At 72.4% G+C, this 20076-nt stretch carries 14 protein-coding genes and 1 tRNA gene; 9 read left to right on the forward strand and 6 right to left on the reverse strand.

Translation table 11 applies throughout. The features are described from left to right. Positions 1–1071: an aspartate-semialdehyde dehydrogenase gene (locus WA640_RS19060; RefSeq protein ID WP_335989690.1), complete on the forward strand. Its 1071-nt coding sequence runs from the start codon at positions 1–3 to the stop codon at positions 1069–1071. Between the two features lie 133 nt (positions 1072–1204). Here WA640_RS19060 and WA640_RS19065 read toward each other — a convergent pair whose 3' ends face one another. Beyond that, a complete protein-coding gene (locus tag WA640_RS19065) occupies positions 1205–1990 on the reverse strand; it encodes a hypothetical protein (protein WP_335989691.1) in 786 nt (261 codons plus the stop codon). After that, a complete protein-coding gene (locus WA640_RS19070) occupies positions 1983–2915 on the reverse strand; it encodes an ATP-binding cassette domain-containing protein (protein WP_335989692.1) in 933 nt (310 codons plus the stop codon). Before WA640_RS19070 ends, WA640_RS19065 begins: the two co-directional genes overlap by 8 nt. A gap of 264 nt (positions 2916–3179) precedes the next feature. On the opposite strand from WA640_RS19070, the gene WA640_RS19075 reads away from it, so the two are divergent. From WA640_RS19075 to WA640_RS19090, 4 genes are all read left to right on the forward strand, one after another. After that, entirely contained in the window at positions 3180–4916 is a 1737-nt protein-coding gene (locus WA640_RS19075; RefSeq protein ID WP_335989694.1) for a choice-of-anchor I family protein, read from the forward strand. 121 nt (positions 4917–5037) lie between these two features. Continuing rightward, positions 5038–6435 carry a cysteine--tRNA ligase gene (gene cysS / locus WA640_RS19080; RefSeq protein WP_335989696.1) on the forward strand — a complete coding sequence of 466 codons (1398 nt, stop codon included), beginning with the start codon at positions 5038–5040 and terminating at the stop codon, positions 6433–6435. Between the two features lie 48 nt (positions 6436–6483). Then, positions 6484–7491, forward strand: coding sequence for a 23S rRNA (guanosine(2251)-2'-O)-methyltransferase RlmB (gene rlmB, locus WA640_RS19085; RefSeq protein WP_335989699.1), 1008 nt, complete (start codon positions 6484–6486; stop codon positions 7489–7491). Positions 7492–7549: 58 nt separating this feature from the next. Beyond that, positions 7550–10129, forward strand: coding sequence for an Hsp70 family protein (locus WA640_RS19090; RefSeq protein WP_335989701.1), 2580 nt, complete (start codon positions 7550–7552; stop codon positions 10127–10129). 40 nt (positions 10130–10169) lie between these two features. On the opposite strand, the gene WA640_RS19095 is transcribed toward WA640_RS19090, so the two are convergent. Then, the gene (locus tag WA640_RS19095) at positions 10170–10994 is read right to left on the reverse strand and encodes a hypothetical protein (protein WP_335989703.1); all 825 of its coding nucleotides are present in this window, start codon (positions 10992–10994) and stop codon (positions 10170–10172) included. Positions 10995–11166: 172 nt separating this feature from the next. On the opposite strand from WA640_RS19095, the gene WA640_RS19100 reads away from it, so the two are divergent. Further along, positions 11167–11239 (forward strand) — tRNA-Thr (locus tag WA640_RS19100). Between the two features lie 86 nt (positions 11240–11325). Here WA640_RS19100 and WA640_RS19105 read toward each other — a convergent pair. Next, complete coding sequence (locus WA640_RS19105) at positions 11326–13074, reverse strand: N-6 DNA methylase (RefSeq protein ID WP_335989704.1); 1749 nt, start codon at positions 13072–13074, stop codon at positions 11326–11328. Positions 13075–13203: 129 nt separating this feature from the next. Here WA640_RS19105 and WA640_RS19110 point away from each other — a divergent pair, with 129 nt between their 5' ends. From WA640_RS19110 to WA640_RS19120, 3 genes are all read left to right on the forward strand, one after another. Continuing rightward, entirely contained in the window at positions 13204–13815 is a 612-nt protein-coding gene (locus WA640_RS19110) for a hypothetical protein (protein WP_335989706.1), read from the forward strand. Between the two features lie 348 nt (positions 13816–14163). Continuing rightward, positions 14164–14862, forward strand: coding sequence for a hypothetical protein (locus WA640_RS19115; RefSeq protein ID WP_335989708.1), 699 nt, complete (start codon positions 14164–14166; stop codon positions 14860–14862). Between the two features lie 104 nt (positions 14863–14966). Continuing rightward, positions 14967–17672 (forward strand): AAA domain-containing protein, encoded by a 2706-nt coding sequence (locus WA640_RS19120; protein WP_335989710.1) that lies wholly within the window; start codon positions 14967–14969, stop codon positions 17670–17672. Here the strand turns inward: WA640_RS19120 and WA640_RS19125 are convergent. Then, positions 17669–18421 (reverse strand): ComEA family DNA-binding protein, encoded by a 753-nt coding sequence (locus WA640_RS19125; protein WP_335989712.1) that lies wholly within the window; start codon positions 18419–18421, stop codon positions 17669–17671. The genes WA640_RS19120 and WA640_RS19125 overlap by 4 nt on opposite strands. After that, positions 18376–19815, reverse strand: a complete 1440-nt coding sequence (locus WA640_RS19130; protein WP_335989713.1) for a serine/threonine-protein kinase — start codon at positions 19813–19815, stop codon at positions 18376–18378. Before WA640_RS19130 ends, WA640_RS19125 begins: the two co-directional genes overlap by 46 nt. Positions 19816–20076 lie beyond the last annotated feature (261 nt).

Here is a 20076-nt window from a genome sequence, read left to right on the forward strand (position 1 = left end):
ATGGCGCGCAAGCTGAACGTCGCGATCGTCGGCGCCACGGGCGTCGTCGGGTCGATCATGCGCCGCCTCATCGCGAAGGAGCGCGGCAACTGGGGCGAGGTGCGCCTCATCGCGTCGGCGCGGTCGGCCGGGAAGCAGCTGGAGGTCGGCGACGAGCTGCTGACGGTGCAGGCGATCGGCCCCGACGTGTTCGACGGGATCGACATCGCGCACTTCGACCTGCCCGACGACGTGTCGGCGGAGTGGGTGCCGGTGGCGGCCGCGAAGGGCGTCGTCGTCATCGACAAGTCGGCGTACTTCCGGATGGACCCCGAGGTGCCGCTGGTGTGCCGGGAGGCGAACCCCGGCGACGCCGCGAACCGTCCGAAGGGGATCATCGCGAACGCGAACTGCACGACCCTGGCGCTGATCCCGACGCTCGCCGCGCTGAACGCGGAGTTCGGGCTGGTGTCGATGTCGGTGGCGTCGTACCAGGCCGCGTCCGGTTCGGGCAAGGAAGGGCTGGAGGCGCTGTACGCGCAGCTCCAGAAGGTCGGCGGCGCCGACGGCGCCGGCACGGCCGGGAACGACCTGCGGCTGGTGCTCGGCGAGGAGTTCAACGCGCCGTTCGGGGCGCCGCTGGCGCTCAACGTGGTGCCGAAGGTCGGCGGGTGGCGCGAGGACGGGTGGACGAGCGAGGAGCTGAAGGTCCGCAACGAGTCCCGCAAGATCCTGGGCCTGCCGGACCTGAAGGTCGCGTCGACGTGCGTGCGCGTGCCGGTCGCGGTCGGGCACTCGCAGGTCGTGCACGCGACGTTCGAGCGCGAGGTCACCGTGGCCGAGGCGCACCGGGTGCTCGCGGCCGCCGAGGGCGTGGACCTGGTGGACGACCCGGAGAACATGGTGTTCCCCATGCCGATCGACTCGGTCGGCCGGGAGGGCACGCAGGTCGGGCGCATCCGGCAGTCGATCGACTTCCCGAACTCCCTGGAGTTCTTCGTCGTCGCCGACAACCTCATGAAGGGCGCCGCCCTCAACTCGATCGAGACCGCGGACCTCGTGCGCCGCGAACTCGAAGCGGCGCAGCAGTAAGAGGGCAACCAAAGCAGCGGGGGTTTCGGGGATTTCGGGCCCCCGGACAACAACCCTTGCTCGGGGGTCCGACAACTCAGCGGTAACGAGGCGCGGCCCGTGGCGGATGCCACGGGCCGCACCTCGTTCGTGTCTATGCGTCGCGTTTCTTGAAGAGGGTCCACGCCGAGGCGAGGATGAGGGCGGCGAAGAGGGCGAAGACGCCTCCGGCGGTCCAGCGGGAGAACAGGTCGTAGTCGGGGGTTCCGGGGCCGAAGTCGGGGGCCGAGAGCTCCAGGAGGCGGGCGCCGTCGGAGAACGGCAGGAACTTGACGACGGGGACGAGCCAGTCGAGCTGGGGGATCGTCGACAGGCCCGCGATCATGTTCTCGATGATGAGCGGCATCAGGAAGATGACGACCAAAGCCGAAGGGACGCCGCGGAACAGCAGGCCCAGACCGAAGCCGACGAGGACGTACAGGAGCATGTAGACGACGTACCCGATGAGCGAGGTCCCGAGCGGGTCCTCGAACAGGCCGGGCGCCTCGCCCCACACCGTGTAGACCACGGCGAGGTTGATCGCCATCGACACGAGCGTCACCACCAGCGTGGTCGACAGGACCACCGCGAGCTTCGCGACGATGAGCCGGTTGCGCTGCGGCAGGGACGTCAGGGTCGGCTGGATCGTGCCGTGGCGGTACTCGTGGCCGCACGCGAAGATCCCGATGATCGCCATGAACACGGCCAGGAACGGCAGCCCGAACCCGGCCCCGCCGTTGAGGGCGATCCACATGATGTCGGTGCTCACCGGTTCGTTGCGGGCCGCGACGCCGACGAGGACGGCGACGCCCGTGGACACGAGCAGGCCCATGCCGATGAGCCAGTAGGTGGAGCGGAGCGTCGTCAGGCGCTTCCACTCGAAGCGCAGTGCGTCAAGCATCGGGGTTCCCTCCAGCGGCGGCGACGGGGGTCTGGGCGACGAACTGCTCCGAAGCGCCCGTCGCGGACATGAACGCCTCCTCCAGGGAGGCCCGGCGCGTCGACAGCTCGTGCAGCTCGACGCCCGACGTGAAGGCCAGGTGCCCGACCTTCCCGATCTCCAGGCCGGAGACGACCAGCGCGTCGGCCTCCGGGACCACTTCGGCCCCTTCGGCTTTCAGCGCCTCGGCGAGGGAGGCCGTGTCGGGGCCGCGGACGACGACCTGCGACTGGGTGAACTCGCGGACGAACGTGTCGACGTCGCCGTTGAAGATCATCGTGCCGCGGCCGATGACGACGAGCTCGTCGGCCATCAGCTGCATCTCCGACAGGAGGTGGCTGGAGACGAAGATGGTGCGGCCCTCCGACGCGAGGGTCTTGAGGACGTCGCGCATCCAGTGGATGCCGTGCGGGTCGAGGCCGTTCGTCGGCTCGTCGAGCAGCAGCGTCCGCGGGTCGCCGAGGAGCGCCTGCGCGAGGCCGAGGCGCTGCGCCATGCCCAGCGAGTAGCCCTTCGGCTTCTTGCGCTTGACGTCGCCGAGGCCGACGAACTCCATCACCTCGTCGACGCGGGAGTCGGCGATCCGGTTCCCGGCGGCGAGCATCCGCAAGTGGTTGCGGGCGGACCTGGTGGGGTGGAACGGCTTCGCCTCAAGGAGCGCGCCGACCTCGTTCATGGGGCGGCGGATCGTGCCGAACCGCTGCCCGTCGAAGAGGGTCTCGCCCTCGCCGTGGTCGAGGCCGAGCATGAGGCGCATGGTCGTGGACTTCCCGGACCCGTTGGGTCCGAGGAATCCGGTGACGACGCCGGGGCGGACGTCGAATGAGAGGTGGTCTACGGCGACCGTCTTCCGGTACCGCTTGTACAGACCCTTCGCGGAGATCATGGGGCTCCCCTCCAATGGGGATCGCGGGTCAGGGACGCGCCCAGTCTATGAGCCGGATCGCCCCGCGCGCATGGGCGCGCGGACCGATTTCGCGTTCCTGCCAGGGGAGGACAAACGGGCCGCGACCGGTACCGGGGTACTACGCGCGCGCCGATTCGCGACTCGGTGTTCATGCCCCGTTTCCCTTCCGCTGGGCCCCGGGTCCCCTTGCCTCGGTGGACTGGGGCCGTCACCCCCGTTCCCCCGAGAAGTCAGGAACCAGCTGTGCAGAAGCGACTGCTCGTACCCGTGCTCGCGGTCGGGCTGGCGGCGCTCGCCGTGCCCGTCCCCGCGCTGGCCCAGGAGGGCCCGGCCCTGGACCTGTCGGTCCTGGGCACCTATTCGACCGGCGCGTTCGCCGCGGGCGGGTCCGAGATCGTCACCTACGACCCCTCCACGAAGCGCGTGTTCGCGGTGAACGCCGAGGCCGGCGTGGTCGACGTCATCGACGTGTCCGACCCCGCGAACCCCGTGAAGCACGCGGTGCTCGACGCCGCCGCCGCGCTCGGCCAGGACGGCGCCACGGTCAACTCCGTGGCGGTCAGCGGCGGGACCGTCGCGGTCGCCGTCGAGGCGCCCGTGAAGACCGACCCGGGCTGGGTCGCGTTCTTCGACGCCGAGGGCGCCTTCAAGGACGCGGCGCAGGTCGGCGCCCAGCCCGACTCGATCGCGTTCACCCCCGACGGGTCGAAGGCCGTCACCGCCGACGAGGGCGAACCCGACGACGACTACGCCGTCGACCCGGTCGGCACGGTCTCGATCGTCGACGCCGCCACGTACGACGTCGCCACCGCGGACTTCACCGCCTGGGACGAGGCGTCCCTCCCAGAGGGCTTCCGGGTGTTCGGCCCCGACCTCACCGGGGACGACGCCGTGCAGCGCGCCATCGAGCCCGAGTACGTCACCGTGGCCGACGACGCGACCGCGTACGTGACGCTCCAGGAGAACAACGCGATCGCCGTCGTCGACCTCGCCGCGGGCGAGGTCGCGGAGCTGCTGCCGCTCGGTTTCAAGGACCACGCCGCCGAAGGGAACGGCCTCGACGCCTCCGACAAGGACGACGAGGTGGACATCACGGCGTGGCCCGTGCAGGGCATGTACCTGCCCGACGGGATCGACAGCTTCGCCACCGGCGGCGAGACCTATCTCGTGACCGCCAACGAGGGCGACGTGCGCGAGTGGGGCGACTACTCCGAGGAGGCCCGCGTCAAGGACCTGGAGCTGTGCGAAGGCGCGTTCGACGGCGCCGACCTCGACGCCCTCCAGGCCGACGAGGCCCTCGGCCGCCTCAAGGTCACCACCACGCTCGGGCAGACCGAGGACGGCTGCTACGACGGCCTGTACTCCTTCGGCGGCCGGTCCTTCTCCATCTGGTCCGCCGACGGGGAGCTCGTCTTCGACTCCGGCGCCGAGTTCGAGGCGGTTGTCGCCGAGGCCGAGTCCGCGAACTTCAACGCCGACAACGAGGCCAACGACTTCGACGACCGCTCCGACGACAAGGGCCCCGAGCCCGAGGCCGTCGCCGTCGGCCAGGTCGGCGACGCCGTGTACGCGTTCATCGGCCTGGAGCGGCAGGGCGGCGTCATGGTCTACGACGTCACCGACCCGGTGAACGCCGTGTTCGTCGACTACGTGTCGAACCGCGACTTCACCGCCGAGCCCGCCGCGGGCGCCGGGGGCGACTCCGGGCCCGAGTCGATCGCGTTCGTCGCGGCCGCCGACTCCCCGACCGGCCGCCCCATGCTCGCGGTCGGCAACGAGGTCTCCGGCACCACGACCCTGTGGGACATCACCGGCGACGGCGTCCCCGGCGGCGGCGACCCGTCCGAGCACCCGACCGACGACGGCGCCGGGGTCCTCCCGAAGACCGGCACCGGCGCGACCGGGCTCCTGCTCGGCCTCGCCGCGGCCCTCGCCGTCGGCGGCGGCGTCCTGGTCGCCATGCGCCGCAGGGCCGCATAACCCTCCATCGACCGCCTCCCGATGACGGCCCCCGGCACCAGCCGGGGGCCGTCCCGTTCACGCCCTTGACACGCGGGGCTCGGGGCGCTAGGCGCACGCCCGCGTTGTCTAGACTTGACGGGTGAGCCTGCGACTGTACGACACCGGCACCCGTTCGATCCGCGAATTCCAGCCCCGGAATCCCGGCCGCGTCGGCGTATACCTGTGCGGCCTCACCGTCCAGGGCCCGCCGCACATCGGGCACCTCCGCTCGGGCGTCTCCTACGACGTGCTCATCCGCTGGCTGCGCCGCTCCGGCTACGACGTCACGTACGTGCGCAACGTCACGGACGTCGACGACAAGATCCTCGTGCGCGGCGAGGAGCAGGGCCGCCCCTGGTGGGCCATCGCCTACGAGAACGAGCGCAAGCTCGCCGCCGCCTACGCCGCCCTGAACGTCGAGGCGCCCACGTACGAGCCGCGCGCCACCGGCCACGTCACCCAGATGATCGACCTCATCTCGGAGCTCATCGAGCGCGGCCACGCCTACGCCACCGACAACGGCGACGTCTGGTTCTCCGTGTCCTCCTGGCCCGAGTACGGCCAGCTCTCCCACCGCCGCCCCGAGGACATGCTCTCCAGCCCCGAGAGCGGCCTCAAGCGCGACTCCCGCGACTTCGGCCTGTGGAAGGCCCACAAGGCGGGCGAGCCCGCCGACGCCGCCTGGACGTCCCCCTGGGGCCCCGGGCGCCCCGGCTGGCACATCGAGTGCTCCGCGATGGCCCGCCGCTACCTCGGCGACGCCTTCGACATCCACGGCGGCGGCACCGACATCATGTTCCCCCACCACGAGAACGAGCTCGCCCAGTCCCGCGCCGCCGGGCTCGGCTTCGCGAAGTACTGGGTGCACAACGGGATGCTCAACCTCTCCGGCACGAAGATGTCGAAGTCCCTGGGCAACACCCTGTCCGTCGCCGCGCTCGGCGAGAAGGGCTTTGCCCCCGCCGCGATCCGCTACTACCTCACCGGCGTCCAGTACCGGTCCGCCGTCGACTTCTCCGAGGACGCCCTCGCCGAAGCCCAGAGCGCCTGGGAGCGGCTCTCCAACTTCGTGCACCGCGCCGCCGAGGCCCTCGGCCGCGACGCCGTCATCGGCGGCGCCCTCGCCCCCGAGTTCACCGCCGCGATGGACGACGACCTGAACACGCCCGCCGCCGTCGCCGTGATCCACGACGCCGCCCGCGAGGGCAACGCCGCCCTCGACGCCGGCGACGACGCCGCCGCGGCCCGCATCGGGGCCGCCGTGCGAGCTATGCTCGACCAGCTCGGCCTCGACCCGCTCGACCCGCAATGGGACGACCCGGGTGACGCGAAGCTCACCGGCGCCGTCGACGCGCTCGTGAAGCTCGCACTCGAACAGCGCGCCGACGCCAGGGCCCGCAAGGACTACGCGGCTGCCGACCGCATCCGCGACGACCTCGCGCACGCCGGCATCACCGTCAAGGACACCCCTCGCGGTCCCGTGTGGACCGTGGACTAGGCGACCGCCCGTCCGCAGACGACCGACACCACTGGGGAACTTGAACCGATGAGCACCAAGGGCGGGCACCCGAACCGTCGCAAGACCAGCAAGGCCGGCCCGCAGAAGGGCTCCGGCGGCCAGAAGAAGGGCCTGGCCGGGAAGGGCCGCACCCTCAAGGCCGCCGACCGCCCCTGGCACAAGGAGTACACCGGGGACGACAAGCCCCAGAAGACCCAGCGGAAGCAGTCCGCCGAGCGCGCCAAGGCCGCCTCCGAGGGCCGCACCACCAACATCGGGAAGGCCCGCCCCCGCACCCAGACGCGGCGCCGCGACGACGAGCCCGAGCTCATCCTCGGCCGCAACCCCGTCCTCGAAGCGCTCCGCGCGAAGGTCCCCGCGACCGCCCTCTACGTGGCGTTCGGCACCGAGCTCGACGACCGCGTCGCCGAGTCAGTGCGCCTCGCCGGCAACCGCGACCTCCCCATCAAGGAGCTCGCCCGCCGCGACCTCGACCGCCGCACCAACAACGCCCTCCACCAGGGCATCGGCCTCCAGATCGAGCCCTACGAGTACGCCGAGTTCGACGACCTCCTGGAAATCAGCAAGACCTCCGGGACCGCGCCGCTCCTGGTCGCCCTCGACGGTGTCACCGACCCGCGCAACCTCGGCGCGATCATCCGCTCCACCGCCGCGTTCGGCGGCCATGGCCTCATCATCCCGTCCAAGCGCGCCGCCTCCGTCACGGCCGTCGCCTGGCGCACCTCCGCGGGCGCCGCCGCGCGCCTCCCGGTCGCGAAGGTCGTCAACCTCACCCGCACCATCCAGGCCTGCCAGCAGGCCGGGTTCATGACCGTCGCCCTCGACGGCGGCGGCGACGTCGACGTCTTCGACCTGCCCGTCGCGACCGACCCGCTCCTCATCGTCGTCGGCGACGAGGGCAAGGGCGTCTCCCGCCTGGTCGCCGAGACCTGCGACCACCGCGCGGGCATCCCCATCAGCGGCGAGGTGGAGTCCCTGAACGCCTCCGTCGCCGCGTCCATCGCACTCGCCGAGGTCCAGCGCCAGCGCCGGTAGTGACCGCGCACTAACCTGAAACCCTCCCGCACGCCCTAGCCCCCGGAGCTGCACGACCATGCCGGCCGATTACCTGCTCAGCGTCGACCTCGGTACGTCCCACACCGTGGCCGTGGTGGTGTGGCCCGACGGCCGCACCCGCCCGCTCCTGTTCGACGGCTCCCCGGTGATGCCCTCGGCGGTGTTCCTCGACCCCGCCGGGACGCTCCACACCGGGAAGGACGCCGAGCGGCTCGCGCTCACCGCGCCCGAGCGGTTCGAGCCGAACCCGAAGCAGCGGATCTCGGACGGGACGCTCCTGCTGGGGGACAGGGAGATCCCGGTGACGGCGGCGTTCGCGGCGATCCTGTCGCGGGTCGCGCGCGCCGCGATCGAGTCGGTGGGGCGGCTCCCCGACGCGGTGCTGACGTGCCCGGCGGCGTGGTCGGAGCAGCGGCGCGGGGCCCTGCACGACGCGGCCGCGCAGGCCGGGTACCGGCCGGTGAAGATCCTCACCGAGCCCGTCGCGGCCGCGCACTACTACACGTCGCGCCTGTCGCACCAGGTGCAGGCCGGGCAGCCGCTCGCGGTGTTCGACTTCGGCGGCGGGACGCTCGACATCGCGGTCCTGGAGCGCCGCCCGGACGGCTCGTTCGGGGTCCTCGCCGACGGCGGCCTGCCCGACCTGGGCGGCCTCGACTTCGACGCGGCCCTCGTGGCGCACATCGGCGAGACGGTGAAGCAGCGCGAGCCGGAGATCTGGAAGCGCCTGGAGAACCCGAACGGCGCCAGCGAACTGCGCAACCGCCGCGAGCTGTGGGAGGAGGTGCGCGGCGCGAAGGAGATGCTGTCGCGGTCCTCCGTGGCGCCGGTGACGGTGCCGGACATGGCGCAGTCGCTGCACCTGACGCGCGGCGAGCTCGACCAGATCTCGCGGCCGCTCCTGTCGCGCGCGGTCGGCGAGACCCAGCGGGTCCTCGCGTTGACGGGTCGGCGTCCCGAGCAGCTCGCGGGCCTGTTCCTGGTCGGCGGGTCCTCGCGGATGCCCATGGTGTCCAAGATGCTCCATGAAGGACTCGGGATCGCGCCGACGGTCCTGGAGCAGCCGGAGCTGCCGGTCTCGGAGGGCGCGGCCCTCGCGCTGACCGCGACCGTCCCGGTGACGCCGCCGGCGGCGGTGACGTCGCCGCCCGCGAACCCGACGGCCCCGTCGCTGGGCCTGCCGCCCGTGACCCCCGCCTCCGACGAGACGGTCCTGCTGCGCCGCAACGGGGGCGCGCCCATGCCGCCGCCGCGACGCGGCACCGTCCACACCGCCCGCCGCGTCCCTCCGAAGTGGATCGCCATCGGCGTCGCGGCGGCCGTGCTCGTCGCTGCGGTGGCGATCGGCGCGTGGTGGCTGCTCAACCCGTACAAGCAGCGCCCGTTCGCCGACGGCCTCACCGAGGTCGCGCCCGCGACCGCGGTCAGCGGCGAGCTCGACGACGGCATCTACGAGGTCCGCTCCCGCGGCGACCGCTCGGTGTTCTTCTACACCACCGCCTCCGACCACGAGTCCGGGCAGGAGCTGCACGTCCGGGCGCTCTCCAACGAGACCGGCGACCCGGTGTGGTCCCAGGACCAGGTGTTCGAGGGCGACGGCTGGAACAACTCGTACTTCCTCTCGGACGAGCTCCTGGCGTTCTCCCAGGAGGTCGAGACCGGGGAGTACAAGTTCGTGTTCCTCGACCCCGCCACGGGGGAGGTCCGCAACACCCAGACCAGCGCGAGCCGCAACGCCTCCCGCTCCGGCGACCTCCTCGTCATCGGCCCGGAGGCCGACGCGGGCGCCGGCTTCAAGGTCTTCGACGGCGAGGGCGAGCGCGTCGCCGAGTGGACCGCGGGCACCGAGGACGCCACGGTCGCCGACTGGAGCTTCAACTGGGTCCCCGAGGACATCGCGAATCCGACCGAGCCGTCGAACGGCGACGGCCGCCTCTGGGCGGTCACGAGCGACAACGTGCTGCACGTCTACGACGTCGAGTCCGGCGAGGTGATCGTGCAGCGCGAGATCGAGACCGCCGAGGACCTGTACTACGCGTGGGACGGGAAGCTGTACGTGGCCGCCGACAAGGAGACCGGCTACGAGCTGAACGTGTACGGCCTCGACGACCTCAAGCAGCTCGACTCGCAGTTCATCGAGTCCGGCGACGTCGGCCCCGCCGACATGACTGACTGCGGCGAGGCCCTGGTGTGCGTGGCCGAAGCGGTGGAGGACCAGACCGACGTCTACCACTGGCGGGTCTACGACGCCGACGCCGAGGAGATCTCCCACGAGTTCGACGACCAGGAGTACGGCTGGATCGAGCCGCTCGGGGACCGGCTCCTCGTCGAGTACTACGCGGGCGACTCGAAGCGGACCCAGATCTACGACAAGGGCTTCGACGCGGTCAACAACTCCCTTGAGGAGACCTTCGACCCGATCGACGGCGGCTCGGCCCTCGCCTGGCCCGCCCGGTCGACGTTCGGCACGGTCACCGGCGGCGTCACCGGCCTGGGCCGCGACGGCTCGCGCGCGGAGCTGAGCACCGACCTGGAGCTGTACGCCTGCGACGCAACGGATACGCGCCTCGCGTGCATCGTCCCCGACGGCCTCCAGGTGTTCTCCTTCCGCGACTAGCGCCGCCGCCGCACCCGCACCGCCGTCCGCGCCTTCGGGCTCAGGTAGCGGGGCGGCACCAGGACTTCGTCTCGGGCTTCAGCAGCGCCCACAGGAACACCAGCGGGAGCAGGGCCAGCACGGCCGGAAGCGCCCACGGCCCGCCGCCGACCGCGGACGCCACCGCGGCGGCGGCGAGCCACAGGACGTAGATCCCCGACAGCCCGACGGTCCCGAGCCATCCCCACCTGCGGCGGCCGGTCATCCCGGCGTTCAGCACGGCGTGGACGACCGCCGCCGCGACCAGCACCAGGCCGAGCCGGTCCGCGCCCGCTTCGGCGAGGACGGCGCGGGTCCCCGTCTGCAACGCGAACACGACTGCGGCCCACAGCATCACGAGCTCCGCGACCACCAGGAACGGCGGCTCCTCCCGCTCGCCGATCCGCGGGCTGTGGCAGCCGGACTCCCGGTCGCACCACCGCTGCGACGGCGGCAGCGCCAGCAGGACCAGCAGCGCCGCGAGCACGAACGTCCCCGCCAGGCCCGTCCCGAACGTCAGCCCCGCGCGGGTCGCCAGCGCCGTCGCCAGGAGCGTCGCGCTCACGATCACCACCGACCGCCGAGCCCAGTCCCGGCCCGTCCAGACCTTCACGGCCGCAAGCCCGATCGCGAACGCGACCACCAGGAACAGGAGCGGCTCGACGAACGCCAGCGCACTCGCCGAGCCGCTGAACCGGGTGGAGACCCGGAACGCCGTCATCACGGCCGAGACGGCCACCAGCCATCCCATGGCGGCGACCATGAGCCACAGCAGGACGACCGCCGCCGTCACGGGTAGGGGCGCGCGGGGGCGGGCCGAAATGGAGGATTGCTCAGGGGTAGCCATTTGCCCAGTTTATGCGCCGGTCGTCGGTTCGCCGGACTTAGACGGAACGGTGAACTCCTGGCGCCGCGTGGGCCGGGTGCGGCCGGTGGGACCGCTGCGGCTCCGGGGGTCCCGGGCCGGTATACCGGTCGGTTAGAATCGAACCGTCTCGCTGGGAGAACGGCGCAGGCAGGCCGCTGTAGCTTTAACGGTAGAGCAACTGTCTTGTAAACAGTAGGTTGCGGGTTCGAATCCTGTCAGCGGCTCAACGATGCGGCAAGACCGCAGGTGGCAAGGCATGCAGACATGGCAACGGCCGGGCGGATACCCGGCCGTTGCGCATTCATCGCCCTCAATCCTCGACTTTCACTGCGCCCGACACGAGTCCCGCCGCGGCTTCGGCGGCGAGGGTTTCGGCCTGCCGCCCGGCCTCGGCGAGCGCCGAGCGGAGCGCTTCGAGGCGCGCGAACGCGGCCCCCCGCCGCTGCTGCTCCGCGAGCGTGAGGCGGGGGATCTTCACGGACAGGATGCGGCGCTTGGCGCCTGTGGCGGTGCGTTTCGACGCCGCGGGGAGCCGCGCCGACAGGGCCGCGGCTATCCACGCCAAGTCGACTGTGGGCTCGCACGAGACGGTCCACTGGATCTCGGTCGCCTCGCCGCGCAGGCCGATGCGCACCGGGGGCTCGCCGACCGGGTCGACGATGACGCAGCGCGGGCCGGCCGGCTCCTCGCCGGGGACCAGCGTGCCCGGGGCGACGACCAGGTGGCCGTCGCGTTCGAGGTCGCCGAGGCTCGTCTCGGGCGCCGATTCCTCTGCGCCGCCGGTGAACCGGGGGAGTTCCTGCCCGGCGACGGCCTGCAGCCGCGACGCCATGCGCGCGACCGCGTCGGCGAGGTCGTCGGCGCCGCCGGGGGTGCTGGCGAGGTAGACCGCGGGGGAGACGTCGACGTCCTCGTCCCACAGGCGCATGAGGGGGACGGTGACCGAGTCGGGGGTGGCGATCGGCGCGTCGGGGGTGGCGGTGAAGTTCAGCCAGGCTTCGCGGAAGTCGCGGCCGTTGGAGACGAGGAGCTGGGTGGTCTCGCCGCGGGGGGTGAGGATCCAGATGTGCGCCTTGGCTTCGGGAGAGTCGACGACGGCGCGGAGCGCGCCCCAGCGCAGCAGCTCGGAGCGGATGCGCCTGCCCGAGCGGCGGTGGGCGACCTGCGCGGGCATGCGCACGACCGCGTGCCCGCCGGGCGCGAGGAGCGCGGTGCAGTGGAGCGCCCACGCGAGCTCGGGTTCGGTGCGCGGCGGGGTGCCGTAGGCCAGGCGGGGGTCGTCGCCGTCGGGGAGGCGGTCGTAGCCCCAGTCCTTGACGTTGAACGGCGGGTCGCACACGACCAGGTCGTAGCGGTCCTCGGGGAGCGCGGAGAGCAGCGAGTCGCCGGTGCGCGTGCCGATCCGGGCGCCTTCGTCGCCGCCGGTGCGGAACTTGCCGTCGAGGAGGCGCAGGCGCTTGGCGGCGATGGCGGCGCGGGGGCCGGAGAGGTCCTGGCCGTCGAGCGCTCTGCACGGGCCGATCTTCGCGGCGACGGCGGCGAGGAGGTCGCCTTCGTCGCACGCCGGGTCGTAGACGGTCTTCCCGATGCGCTCGTGCGTGTGCTCGCCGCTGACGGCCGCGGCGATGTCGGCGAGCGGCGCGATCCCCGGGGGGACGCCGATCCCGGCGGCCTCGCGGGCGCGCTCGATGAAGAACTCGAAGAGGTCGGAGGCGGGGGCGTCGGCGGTGAGGGCCTTGACTTCGGCGGCGGGTTCGCCGTCGCCGTCGAAGGCCGCGGCGACCGCTTCGAGCGCGGCCTCCGCGGTCGGGTGGGCCGCGGCGAGGCGGAACCAGAGGCGGTCGGCGCCGGTGACCTGGAGTTCCCGGCCGTGGGCCCGGGCCCAGGACTCCAAGGCGGACAAGGAGAAGCGGGGGCGGCGGGCGGAGTCGTCCACGGGCGCGGGGAAGTCGGGCTCTCGGCGCCGCCAGTTGCTGACGGCGTTGCGTCCGACCGAGGCCAGGCGGGCCAGATCGGTCAACGTGATGGTCTCGCCTGGGCCGGCGTCACGGGAGGTCATGCGGGCTCCTGTCTTGATTTATCGAATCGTAACCCACCCCGCGTTGCGGAGGCTCGACACAGTCTACTAGTCTCGTGAAGTAACTTCACAAGCTTCCATCAACGATCGACACCCCACGGAAGGTTTCCCATGAACATCGAACTCCCCGAGATCTCGAAGCGCCTCCTCGCCCTCAGCGGCGCGACCCTGATCGGCCTCGCGGCCCTGTCCGCGTGCGGCACCGGGGACGACACCACCGGCGGCGGCAGCGACGACACCGGCTCGGACACGACCACCGCCGCCGAAGAGGCCGCGGAAGAGGGCACCGCCACCGGCGACGGCCTCAGCCCTGAGGCCCCGCTCCCCGCGGGCTCCACCGTCGAGATCGGCGACTGGACCCTCTCCGTCGGCGACGTCCAGCTGGACGCGACCGACGCGATCATGGCCGAGAACGAGTTCAACACGCCCCCCGCGGACGGCAACGCGCTCGCCATGTTCACCGTCGACGGCACCTACAACGGCGCCGAGACCGGCACGCTGTGGCTCGACGCGACCGTCGGCATCTGGGCCGACGGCGTCATGTCCGAGACCTGCACCAACGTCGTGCCCAACGACATCATCGACGCCACCGAGGTCACCGCGGGCGGCACGTCGAGCGGCGCGACCTGCGCCGAGATCCCGGCCGACGCCGAGCAGACCCTCATCTACGTCGAGGACGTCTGGTCCCTCGACGGCACGGTCTACTACATCGAGATCGGCTAGCACCCTCCCCGGCCCCGCGCCGGGGACCCACGGACCGGAGGGCGCGGAGACCATTGGGCGGAACCCGCGTCCTCCTTTTCAATCCTCAAGGGACGCAACCGGATCGGGCGATACGGGGAAGAACACTTCCAATCGGGCGTTCGAGCTTGATCGAATCGCAACCTGGTGATCCCGGTCATGCGACCCGGCCCACGCTTCCTGCGGAACTGTGAAAGCGCAGGTCGCGGACGTGTGAATGCACTCGGTCACCGGCTGCGCCGCAACAGTAGTCGCCGCCGCCGCATATCTTCACGCTGAACTCAGGAGCACCGTTCGACCCGAGACGCGGTGCCGCACAGAAAGCAGCCAATGAACACGAACTTCGGTCCCTTCCGCCGCCTTCTCGCCGTTGGCGGCGTCGCCTTCGCCGGCGCCATCGCCCTGACCGGCTGCGGCATCCTCGACGCCGCCTCCGACGACTCCGAGGGCACCGACGTCAGCGGCGAGCAGTTCGACGCCGCCGCCGACGCGGCCGCGGGCGACTGCCTGCCCTACGAGGTCCTCAGCGACGACGCCACGACCTTCGCGATCGACTGCTCGGGCGAGGACGCGTTCTGGACCATCACCTCGATCACCGCCGACCCCGGCCTGACCGCCACCGGCGGCGACCTCACCGACACCCAGGCCGTCTACGACGCCTGCGGCGAGGAGAACGGCGCGTACATCCCCGGCCAGCCGTGGACCGACTGGAACATGATCTACGACCAGACCACCGGCAACGTCGACTACCTCTTCTGCATCGAGGCCATCGACAAGCCCAACGCCGAGGGCAAGACCCCGGTCACCCCGAACACCGGCGACTGCATGTCCAGCAGCGACGTCGAGTGGTTCACGCTCGACTGCGCCGACGCCGCCGCCGACACCACTGTCACCGAAGCGATCGCGTTCGACGCCGCCGACTGGGCCGCCCCCGACGTCGACTCGGCCATCGCCTCCTGCCCGGGCAGCTACTACGAGGTCACCGACCTCGCCGGAGTCCGCACCACCGCGGTCCTCTGCGTCGAGTAGCGAGCACGTCGTTCGATAGCAGGGCCTGAACCGGCCCCGGGGCGCCTCCCGCCCCGGGGCCTTTCGCGTGCGCCCCACCGGCCGCACGGCCGTACACTGCCGCCATGAGCCCTGCCCGCATCCTCACCGCGCTCTCCGCCCTCGCGCCCGTCAACAAGGCCGCCGCCGCCGCCGACTCCGACGAGATCGGCCAGAAGTCCGCCTGGACCGGCAGCCTCACCACCGTCGCGGGCGCCGCCGACCTCGCCGCGCACGACGAGCTCCACCGCGACGAGCGCCTCCTGCGGCAGGGCTGGGGCATCGTCACCGGGATGCACCGCGTCGACGGGAAGCGCCGCCGCGTCGCCGTCCCCCTCGTCACCCGGCCCGTGCGCCTCGAAGTCGCCCAGACCGAGCCCTTCGACCACAAGATCGTCCCCGCGGGCGACATCGCCGTCCACCCCAAGCTCGTCGGCACCGAGCACGCCGCGCGCCTCGCCGCCGTCCTCAGCCCCGAGCGCACCGGCGGCGACCTCGCCGACCCCGCCTGGCTCCTCGCCGCCGCCACCGCCGCCGGGTACGCCGTCAAAGCCGTCACCCACCGGCCCGACCCCGAAGGCGCCCAACCGGTCGTCCTCGCCCGGTCCGTCGTCTACGTCTCCGGCCCCCGCACCGAGTCCGGCCCCATCGGCCAGGCCCTCCTCGACTGGTCCGAACGCCCCGGCCTCGAAGCGACCGCGCTCGCCGCCGTGTACGCCGCGACCGACGCCCCCGAACCCGAGACCGGCGAGGTCCGCTCCCCCCTGCCGCTCAACCTCGAACAGGCCGCCGCGGTCCGCAGCTCCCGCACCGCCCCGGTCACCGTCGTCGCCGGAGCCCCCGGCTGCGGCAAGAGCCACACCCTCGCCGCCATCGCCCTCGACGCCGTCGCCCGCGGCCAGTCCGTCCTCATCGCCACCCAGTCCGTGTTCGCCGCCGACGTCCTCGCCGGACTCCTCGCCCGCCACCCGGGGCCCGACCCGGTCATGTTCGGCGACACCGAACGCAGCAGCACGGCCGCGTTCGCCGACCGCAAACCAGTCCTCAAAGCCGAAGCCGCCCTCGCCCGCCGCCGCGCCGACGAGACCCTCCAGATGCTCGAACGCGTCGAGCACGCCATCTCGATCCGCCTCGACATGGAGCGCCGCCGCCTCCGCGGCCTCGACGCCCCCGTGTTCCTCCTCGACGACTACCCGGGCCTGCGCGACGCCGACCCCGACGCCGTCGCGGCCGCCGCCGCAGGCACCCGCGGCCAAGGCGGCTGGCCCTGGACCCGCTGGCGCAGACGCAAGGCCCGCAAGGAACTCCAGCGCCTCACCGGCACCGACTCCGACTCGGCCGCACTCCAGCAGGCCCTCGAAGTCGTCCGCGACGTGCAGGCCATGACCCGCCTCGCCGCCGAAGGCGGCCTGCGCCTCGAACCCCTGTGGCGCAACCTCGAACAGGCCGACCGCGACGCCGCCGACGCCGCCGGGAACGCCCTGCGCGCCGCCGCCCCCGCCGGACACCGCTCCGGCGCCGCCCGCCGCATCGCCGAACTCCAAGCCTCCCAAGGCGACCGGTCGAGGCGCCGCGGCGCCATGGAGCACCTCGCCCCGCTCCTCAAAGCCGCGCCCCTGTGGATCGGCACCGTCGCCGACGTCGAAGCGCTCCTGCCGCCCGAAGCCGCCATGTTCGACCTCGTCATCATCGACGAAGCGAGCCACGTCAACCAGCTGCGCGCCGCCCCCGTCCTCGCCCGCGCCCGCCGCGCCGTCGTCGCCGGGGACCCCCGCCAGCTCAAGTTCGTGTCCTTCGCCTCCGACGCGCGCCTCCACGAAGTCCTCGAACGCCACGGCCTCACCGACCTCCAAGCACGCCTCGACACCGGCCGCGTCAGCCTCTACGACCTCGCCTGCGGCGCCGGGCCCGTCATCGAGCTCACCGAGCACCACCGCAGCGTCCCCCACCTCATCGGGTTCTCCTCCGCCAAGTTCTACGGCGGCCGCGTGCGCCCCATGACCGCCCACCCGCGCGTCCAGGAGACCGACGCCATCACCGTCCACCACACGCCCGCCGACGCCGCAGACGAGCACGGCGTGGTCGCCGCCGAAGCCGAACGCGCCGTTGAACTCCTCGCCGAACTCGTCGCCGCGGGGGACCGCGGCCTCGCCGTCCTCTCCCCGTTCCGCGCCCAAGCGGAGGTCATCGAGGCCGCCATCATGAAGCGCTTCGACCTCGAAGCCATCCGCGCGCACCGCATCCGCACCGGCACCGTCCACGCGTTCCAAGGCTCCGAGTCCGAGACCGTCATCGCCTCCCTCGGCGTCGCCCCCGGCGACCCCGCCGGGCGCAAACGCTTCCTCTCCGGCGCGAACCTGTTCAACGTCATGGTCACCCGCGCCCGCGAGCACCTCCACGTCGTCACCGCCCTCGCCGACCCCGGCGGCCTCGTAGGGGAGTTCCTCGACTACGCCGACCGCGCCCCCGGCCCCGTCATCGGCGACGGCGCCCCCGAAGGCGACGGAAGCGAGTGGCCCGTCAAACTCGCCGACGCGCTCTCCGGCGCCGACGCCGCCGTCAGGGCCGGATACCCCGTGGGGCACTGGAAGATCGACCTCGTCGTCGGCGAAGGGGACGCCGCGTTCGGCGTCGTCTGCGCCGTCCACCCCGACGGCCCCCGCGCCCACCTCGACCGCCACCGCGCCCTGAGACGCGCCGGATGGCGCCTCGTCGACGCGTTCCCGTCCACGTACGCCGACGACGCCTCGCGCGCCGCCGTCGCGGTCCTCGCGGAACTCGGCCGCTCCTAGGGAATGAAGACGCAGTACTCGCGCAGGTGATGCTCGAAGGTCGGGCTGATCTCGATCACCAGCATCACCTCGCCGAGGCTCGCGAACGGCCCTGAGCGCTCCACCCACTCCAGGATCTGGCGGGCGCTGCGCTCGGTCACCCCCGGCAGCGACGTGAGCACGTGCAGCGGCGCGTGGTTCACGTCCACCAGGCCCCCGTCGTCGAACTGCCGCGGCAGGTCCGGCCGCCCGATCGCCAGCCGCTTCGCGAGCATCGGGTCCGCCTGCGCCGTCCGCCGCGCCTGCTCCCGCAGCTTCCGGGCCCGGTCCAGGACCTCCGAATTCGACAAGTGCGCCACCGGGACCTGCGGGCGCACCGGCGCGGTCCACACCTTCGAACGGATCACCAGCAGCTGCGCCGTCGCGCCCACCGACGTGATGCAGATCGACACCGTGAACAGGGTCATCGCCCAGTCCGGCGCCGGGTACTCGTACGCGCCGATCACCCCGCAGCCCGCGATGATCAACGCGGAGTGGAGGATCAGCGCGGCCACCGTCAGGTTGTCGCGGCGCCGGCCCATCGCGATGCCGAACGACACCGGTGCGGCGAACCCGCACGTGAGCAGGGGCGCGAACGCCCACAGGTACGTCCCGACCCGCCCGAGGCGGTACCGGGTCTGCTGCTTCCTGTGGTCGATCGGCGGAGCGTAGGGACCGGGGGCGGTCATCGAGGAGGACTCCCAGGCGAGGCGGAGGGCTGCGACGGCCACCCCGGACCCGCCTGGGGCGGCACGGACCAGGCCCGCAGCAGCCGTTCGGCTTCGATGGTATCGGCATCGTCCGGGCCGAGCGCCGCCGCCATCTCCGGGACGAGCCCGGCCAGGCGCCGGTGCGCCTCCGGACCCGAGCCGACCGCCGCGAGCATGTCGACCTCGACCCGCCGCGACCTGAGCACCGGCCGCGCCCGCTCGCCCAGGAGCCGCCGCTGCCGCTCGATGACGCTGGACAGGCCCGCCAGCGCGCTGGCCGCGTTCCCCATGGCCGCAAGGCACTGCGCGGCCCGCACCTGGCAGTGCAGCGCCAGCGCCGGGTCGGGTGTCTCGGAATCCTTTGCGAGGGAACGGAACACGCGCAGCGCCGTGTTGTAGTCGCCTGCGCCGTAGGCCAGGTCGGCTTCGGCGATGCGCTCGGCGCTCCGGTCGGGCGCGGGGGCGGCCGCGAGCTTCGCGGCCTCCGCGGCGACGCGCGCGGGCGCGAGCGGGGCCCGGAACGGCCAGGTCGGGTCGCCGCAGTCGCGGATCGGGGCCTCCGAGACCGGTGCCGTCGCAAGGAGTTCGGCGAGCCGCAGGTACACGGCGGCGGCGTCGGAGCCGCGGTCGGCGGGCTCCTTCGACAGGAGCCGGGCGACGAGGCCGTCGAGCCCGGTCGGCATGTCGGGGCGCCGGCGCCTGACGGGTTCGGGCAGTTCCTTCAGGTGCGCGGTCTGGACCTCGTAGGCGGAGCCGCGGTCGGCGAACAGCCGTTCGCCCGTGGACATCTCGTAGAGGAGCGCGCCGAGGGCGTACAGGTCGGCGGCGGGCCCGGCGGGCTGGGCGCGGATCTGCTCGGGGGCCATGTAGTTGAGGGTGCCGGGCTTGTCGCCGGTGGCGGTGAGGCGGGCGGCGCCCGCGTCGAGGACGGCGGCGATGCCGAAGTCGACGACGTGGACGAGGCCCTGGGGTCCGACGATGATGTTGGCGGGCTTGAGGTCGCGGTGGATGACCTGCTTGGCGTGGGCGGCTTCGAGGACGGAGGCGAGCTGGGCGCCGACGGCGAGGGTCCAGTCGGCGGGGAGGGGCCCGGTCTCATCGAGGAGGTCGCGGAGGTTGAGGCCGGGCAGGTAGGCCATGGCGAGGAACAGCTCGCCGGAGTCCTCGTCGAGGCCGGCGTCGAAGATCGCGGGGACGCCGGGGTGCCCGATCTGGGCGGTGACGCGGGCTTCGCGGCGGAAGCGGGCGGCGGCCTCGTACCGCTGGGGGCCGTCCAGGAGGTCGGGTTTGACGAGCTTGACGGCGATCTCGCGGTCGAGCCGCTGGTCGACGGCCTGCCATACGCGGCCCATGCCGCCCGCGCCGATGGGGCGGACCAGTTGGTACCGGTCCGCGACGACTTGGAGGCTGCTCACGTTTCAAGTCTGCCCGGCGACGGGCGTTACATGAAGGCCGGGCCGTCCCCGGTGCCTCCGAGGCCCTACCCGCGAGTAGCCCTGGTTCGTACAGGTGTCAGATGGTAGCTGTCACATGGCGTTCAAAGCGCCCCACCGGACACTTGCGACTCGCGGCGGGGCGAGTGAAACACCTGCGTAACACGTGTATGGAACCTGTACTAATTCCGTGGCCCACGTTGACTCGGGCGTGTGTCGGACGCTACAGTTCTTCACAACCAC

It is taken from the genome of Glycomyces sp. MUSA5-2 (genome assembly GCF_037034145.1).
Classification (GTDB): Bacteria; Actinomycetota; Actinomycetes; order Mycobacteriales; family Micromonosporaceae; genus Glycomyces; species Glycomyces artemisiae.

Excerpts from the sequence above, each read along its gene's own strand:
- WA640_RS19110 (WP_335989706.1), top strand. The coding sequence starts at position 13,204 with ATGAACATCGAACTCCCCGAGATCTCGAAGCGCCTCCTCGCCCTCAGC.
- WA640_RS19115 (WP_335989708.1), top strand. The coding sequence starts at position 14,164 with ATGAACACGAACTTCGGTCCCTTCCGCCGCCTTCTCGCCGTTGGCGGC.
- WA640_RS19060 (WP_335989690.1), top strand. The coding sequence starts at position 1 with ATGGCGCGCAAGCTGAACGTCGCGATCGTCGGCGCCACGGGCGTCGTC.
- WA640_RS19090 (WP_335989701.1), top strand. The coding sequence starts at position 7,550 with ATGCCGGCCGATTACCTGCTCAGCGTCGACCTCGGTACGTCCCACACC.
- WA640_RS19120 (WP_335989710.1), top strand. The coding sequence starts at position 14,967 with ATGAGCCCTGCCCGCATCCTCACCGCGCTCTCCGCCCTCGCGCCCGTC.
- WA640_RS19065 (WP_335989691.1), bottom strand. The coding sequence starts at position 1,990 with ATGCTTGACGCACTGCGCTTCGAGTGGAAGCGCCTGACGACGCTCCGC.
- WA640_RS19105 (WP_335989704.1), bottom strand. The coding sequence starts at position 13,074 with ATGACCTCCCGTGACGCCGGCCCAGGCGAGACCATCACGTTGACCGAT.
- rlmB (WP_335989699.1), top strand. The coding sequence starts at position 6,484 with ATGAGCACCAAGGGCGGGCACCCGAACCGTCGCAAGACCAGCAAGGCC.
- WA640_RS19095 (WP_335989703.1), bottom strand. The coding sequence starts at position 10,994 with ATGGCTACCCCTGAGCAATCCTCCATTTCGGCCCGCCCCCGCGCGCCC.
- WA640_RS19070 (WP_335989692.1), bottom strand. The coding sequence starts at position 2,915 with ATGATCTCCGCGAAGGGTCTGTACAAGCGGTACCGGAAGACGGTCGCC.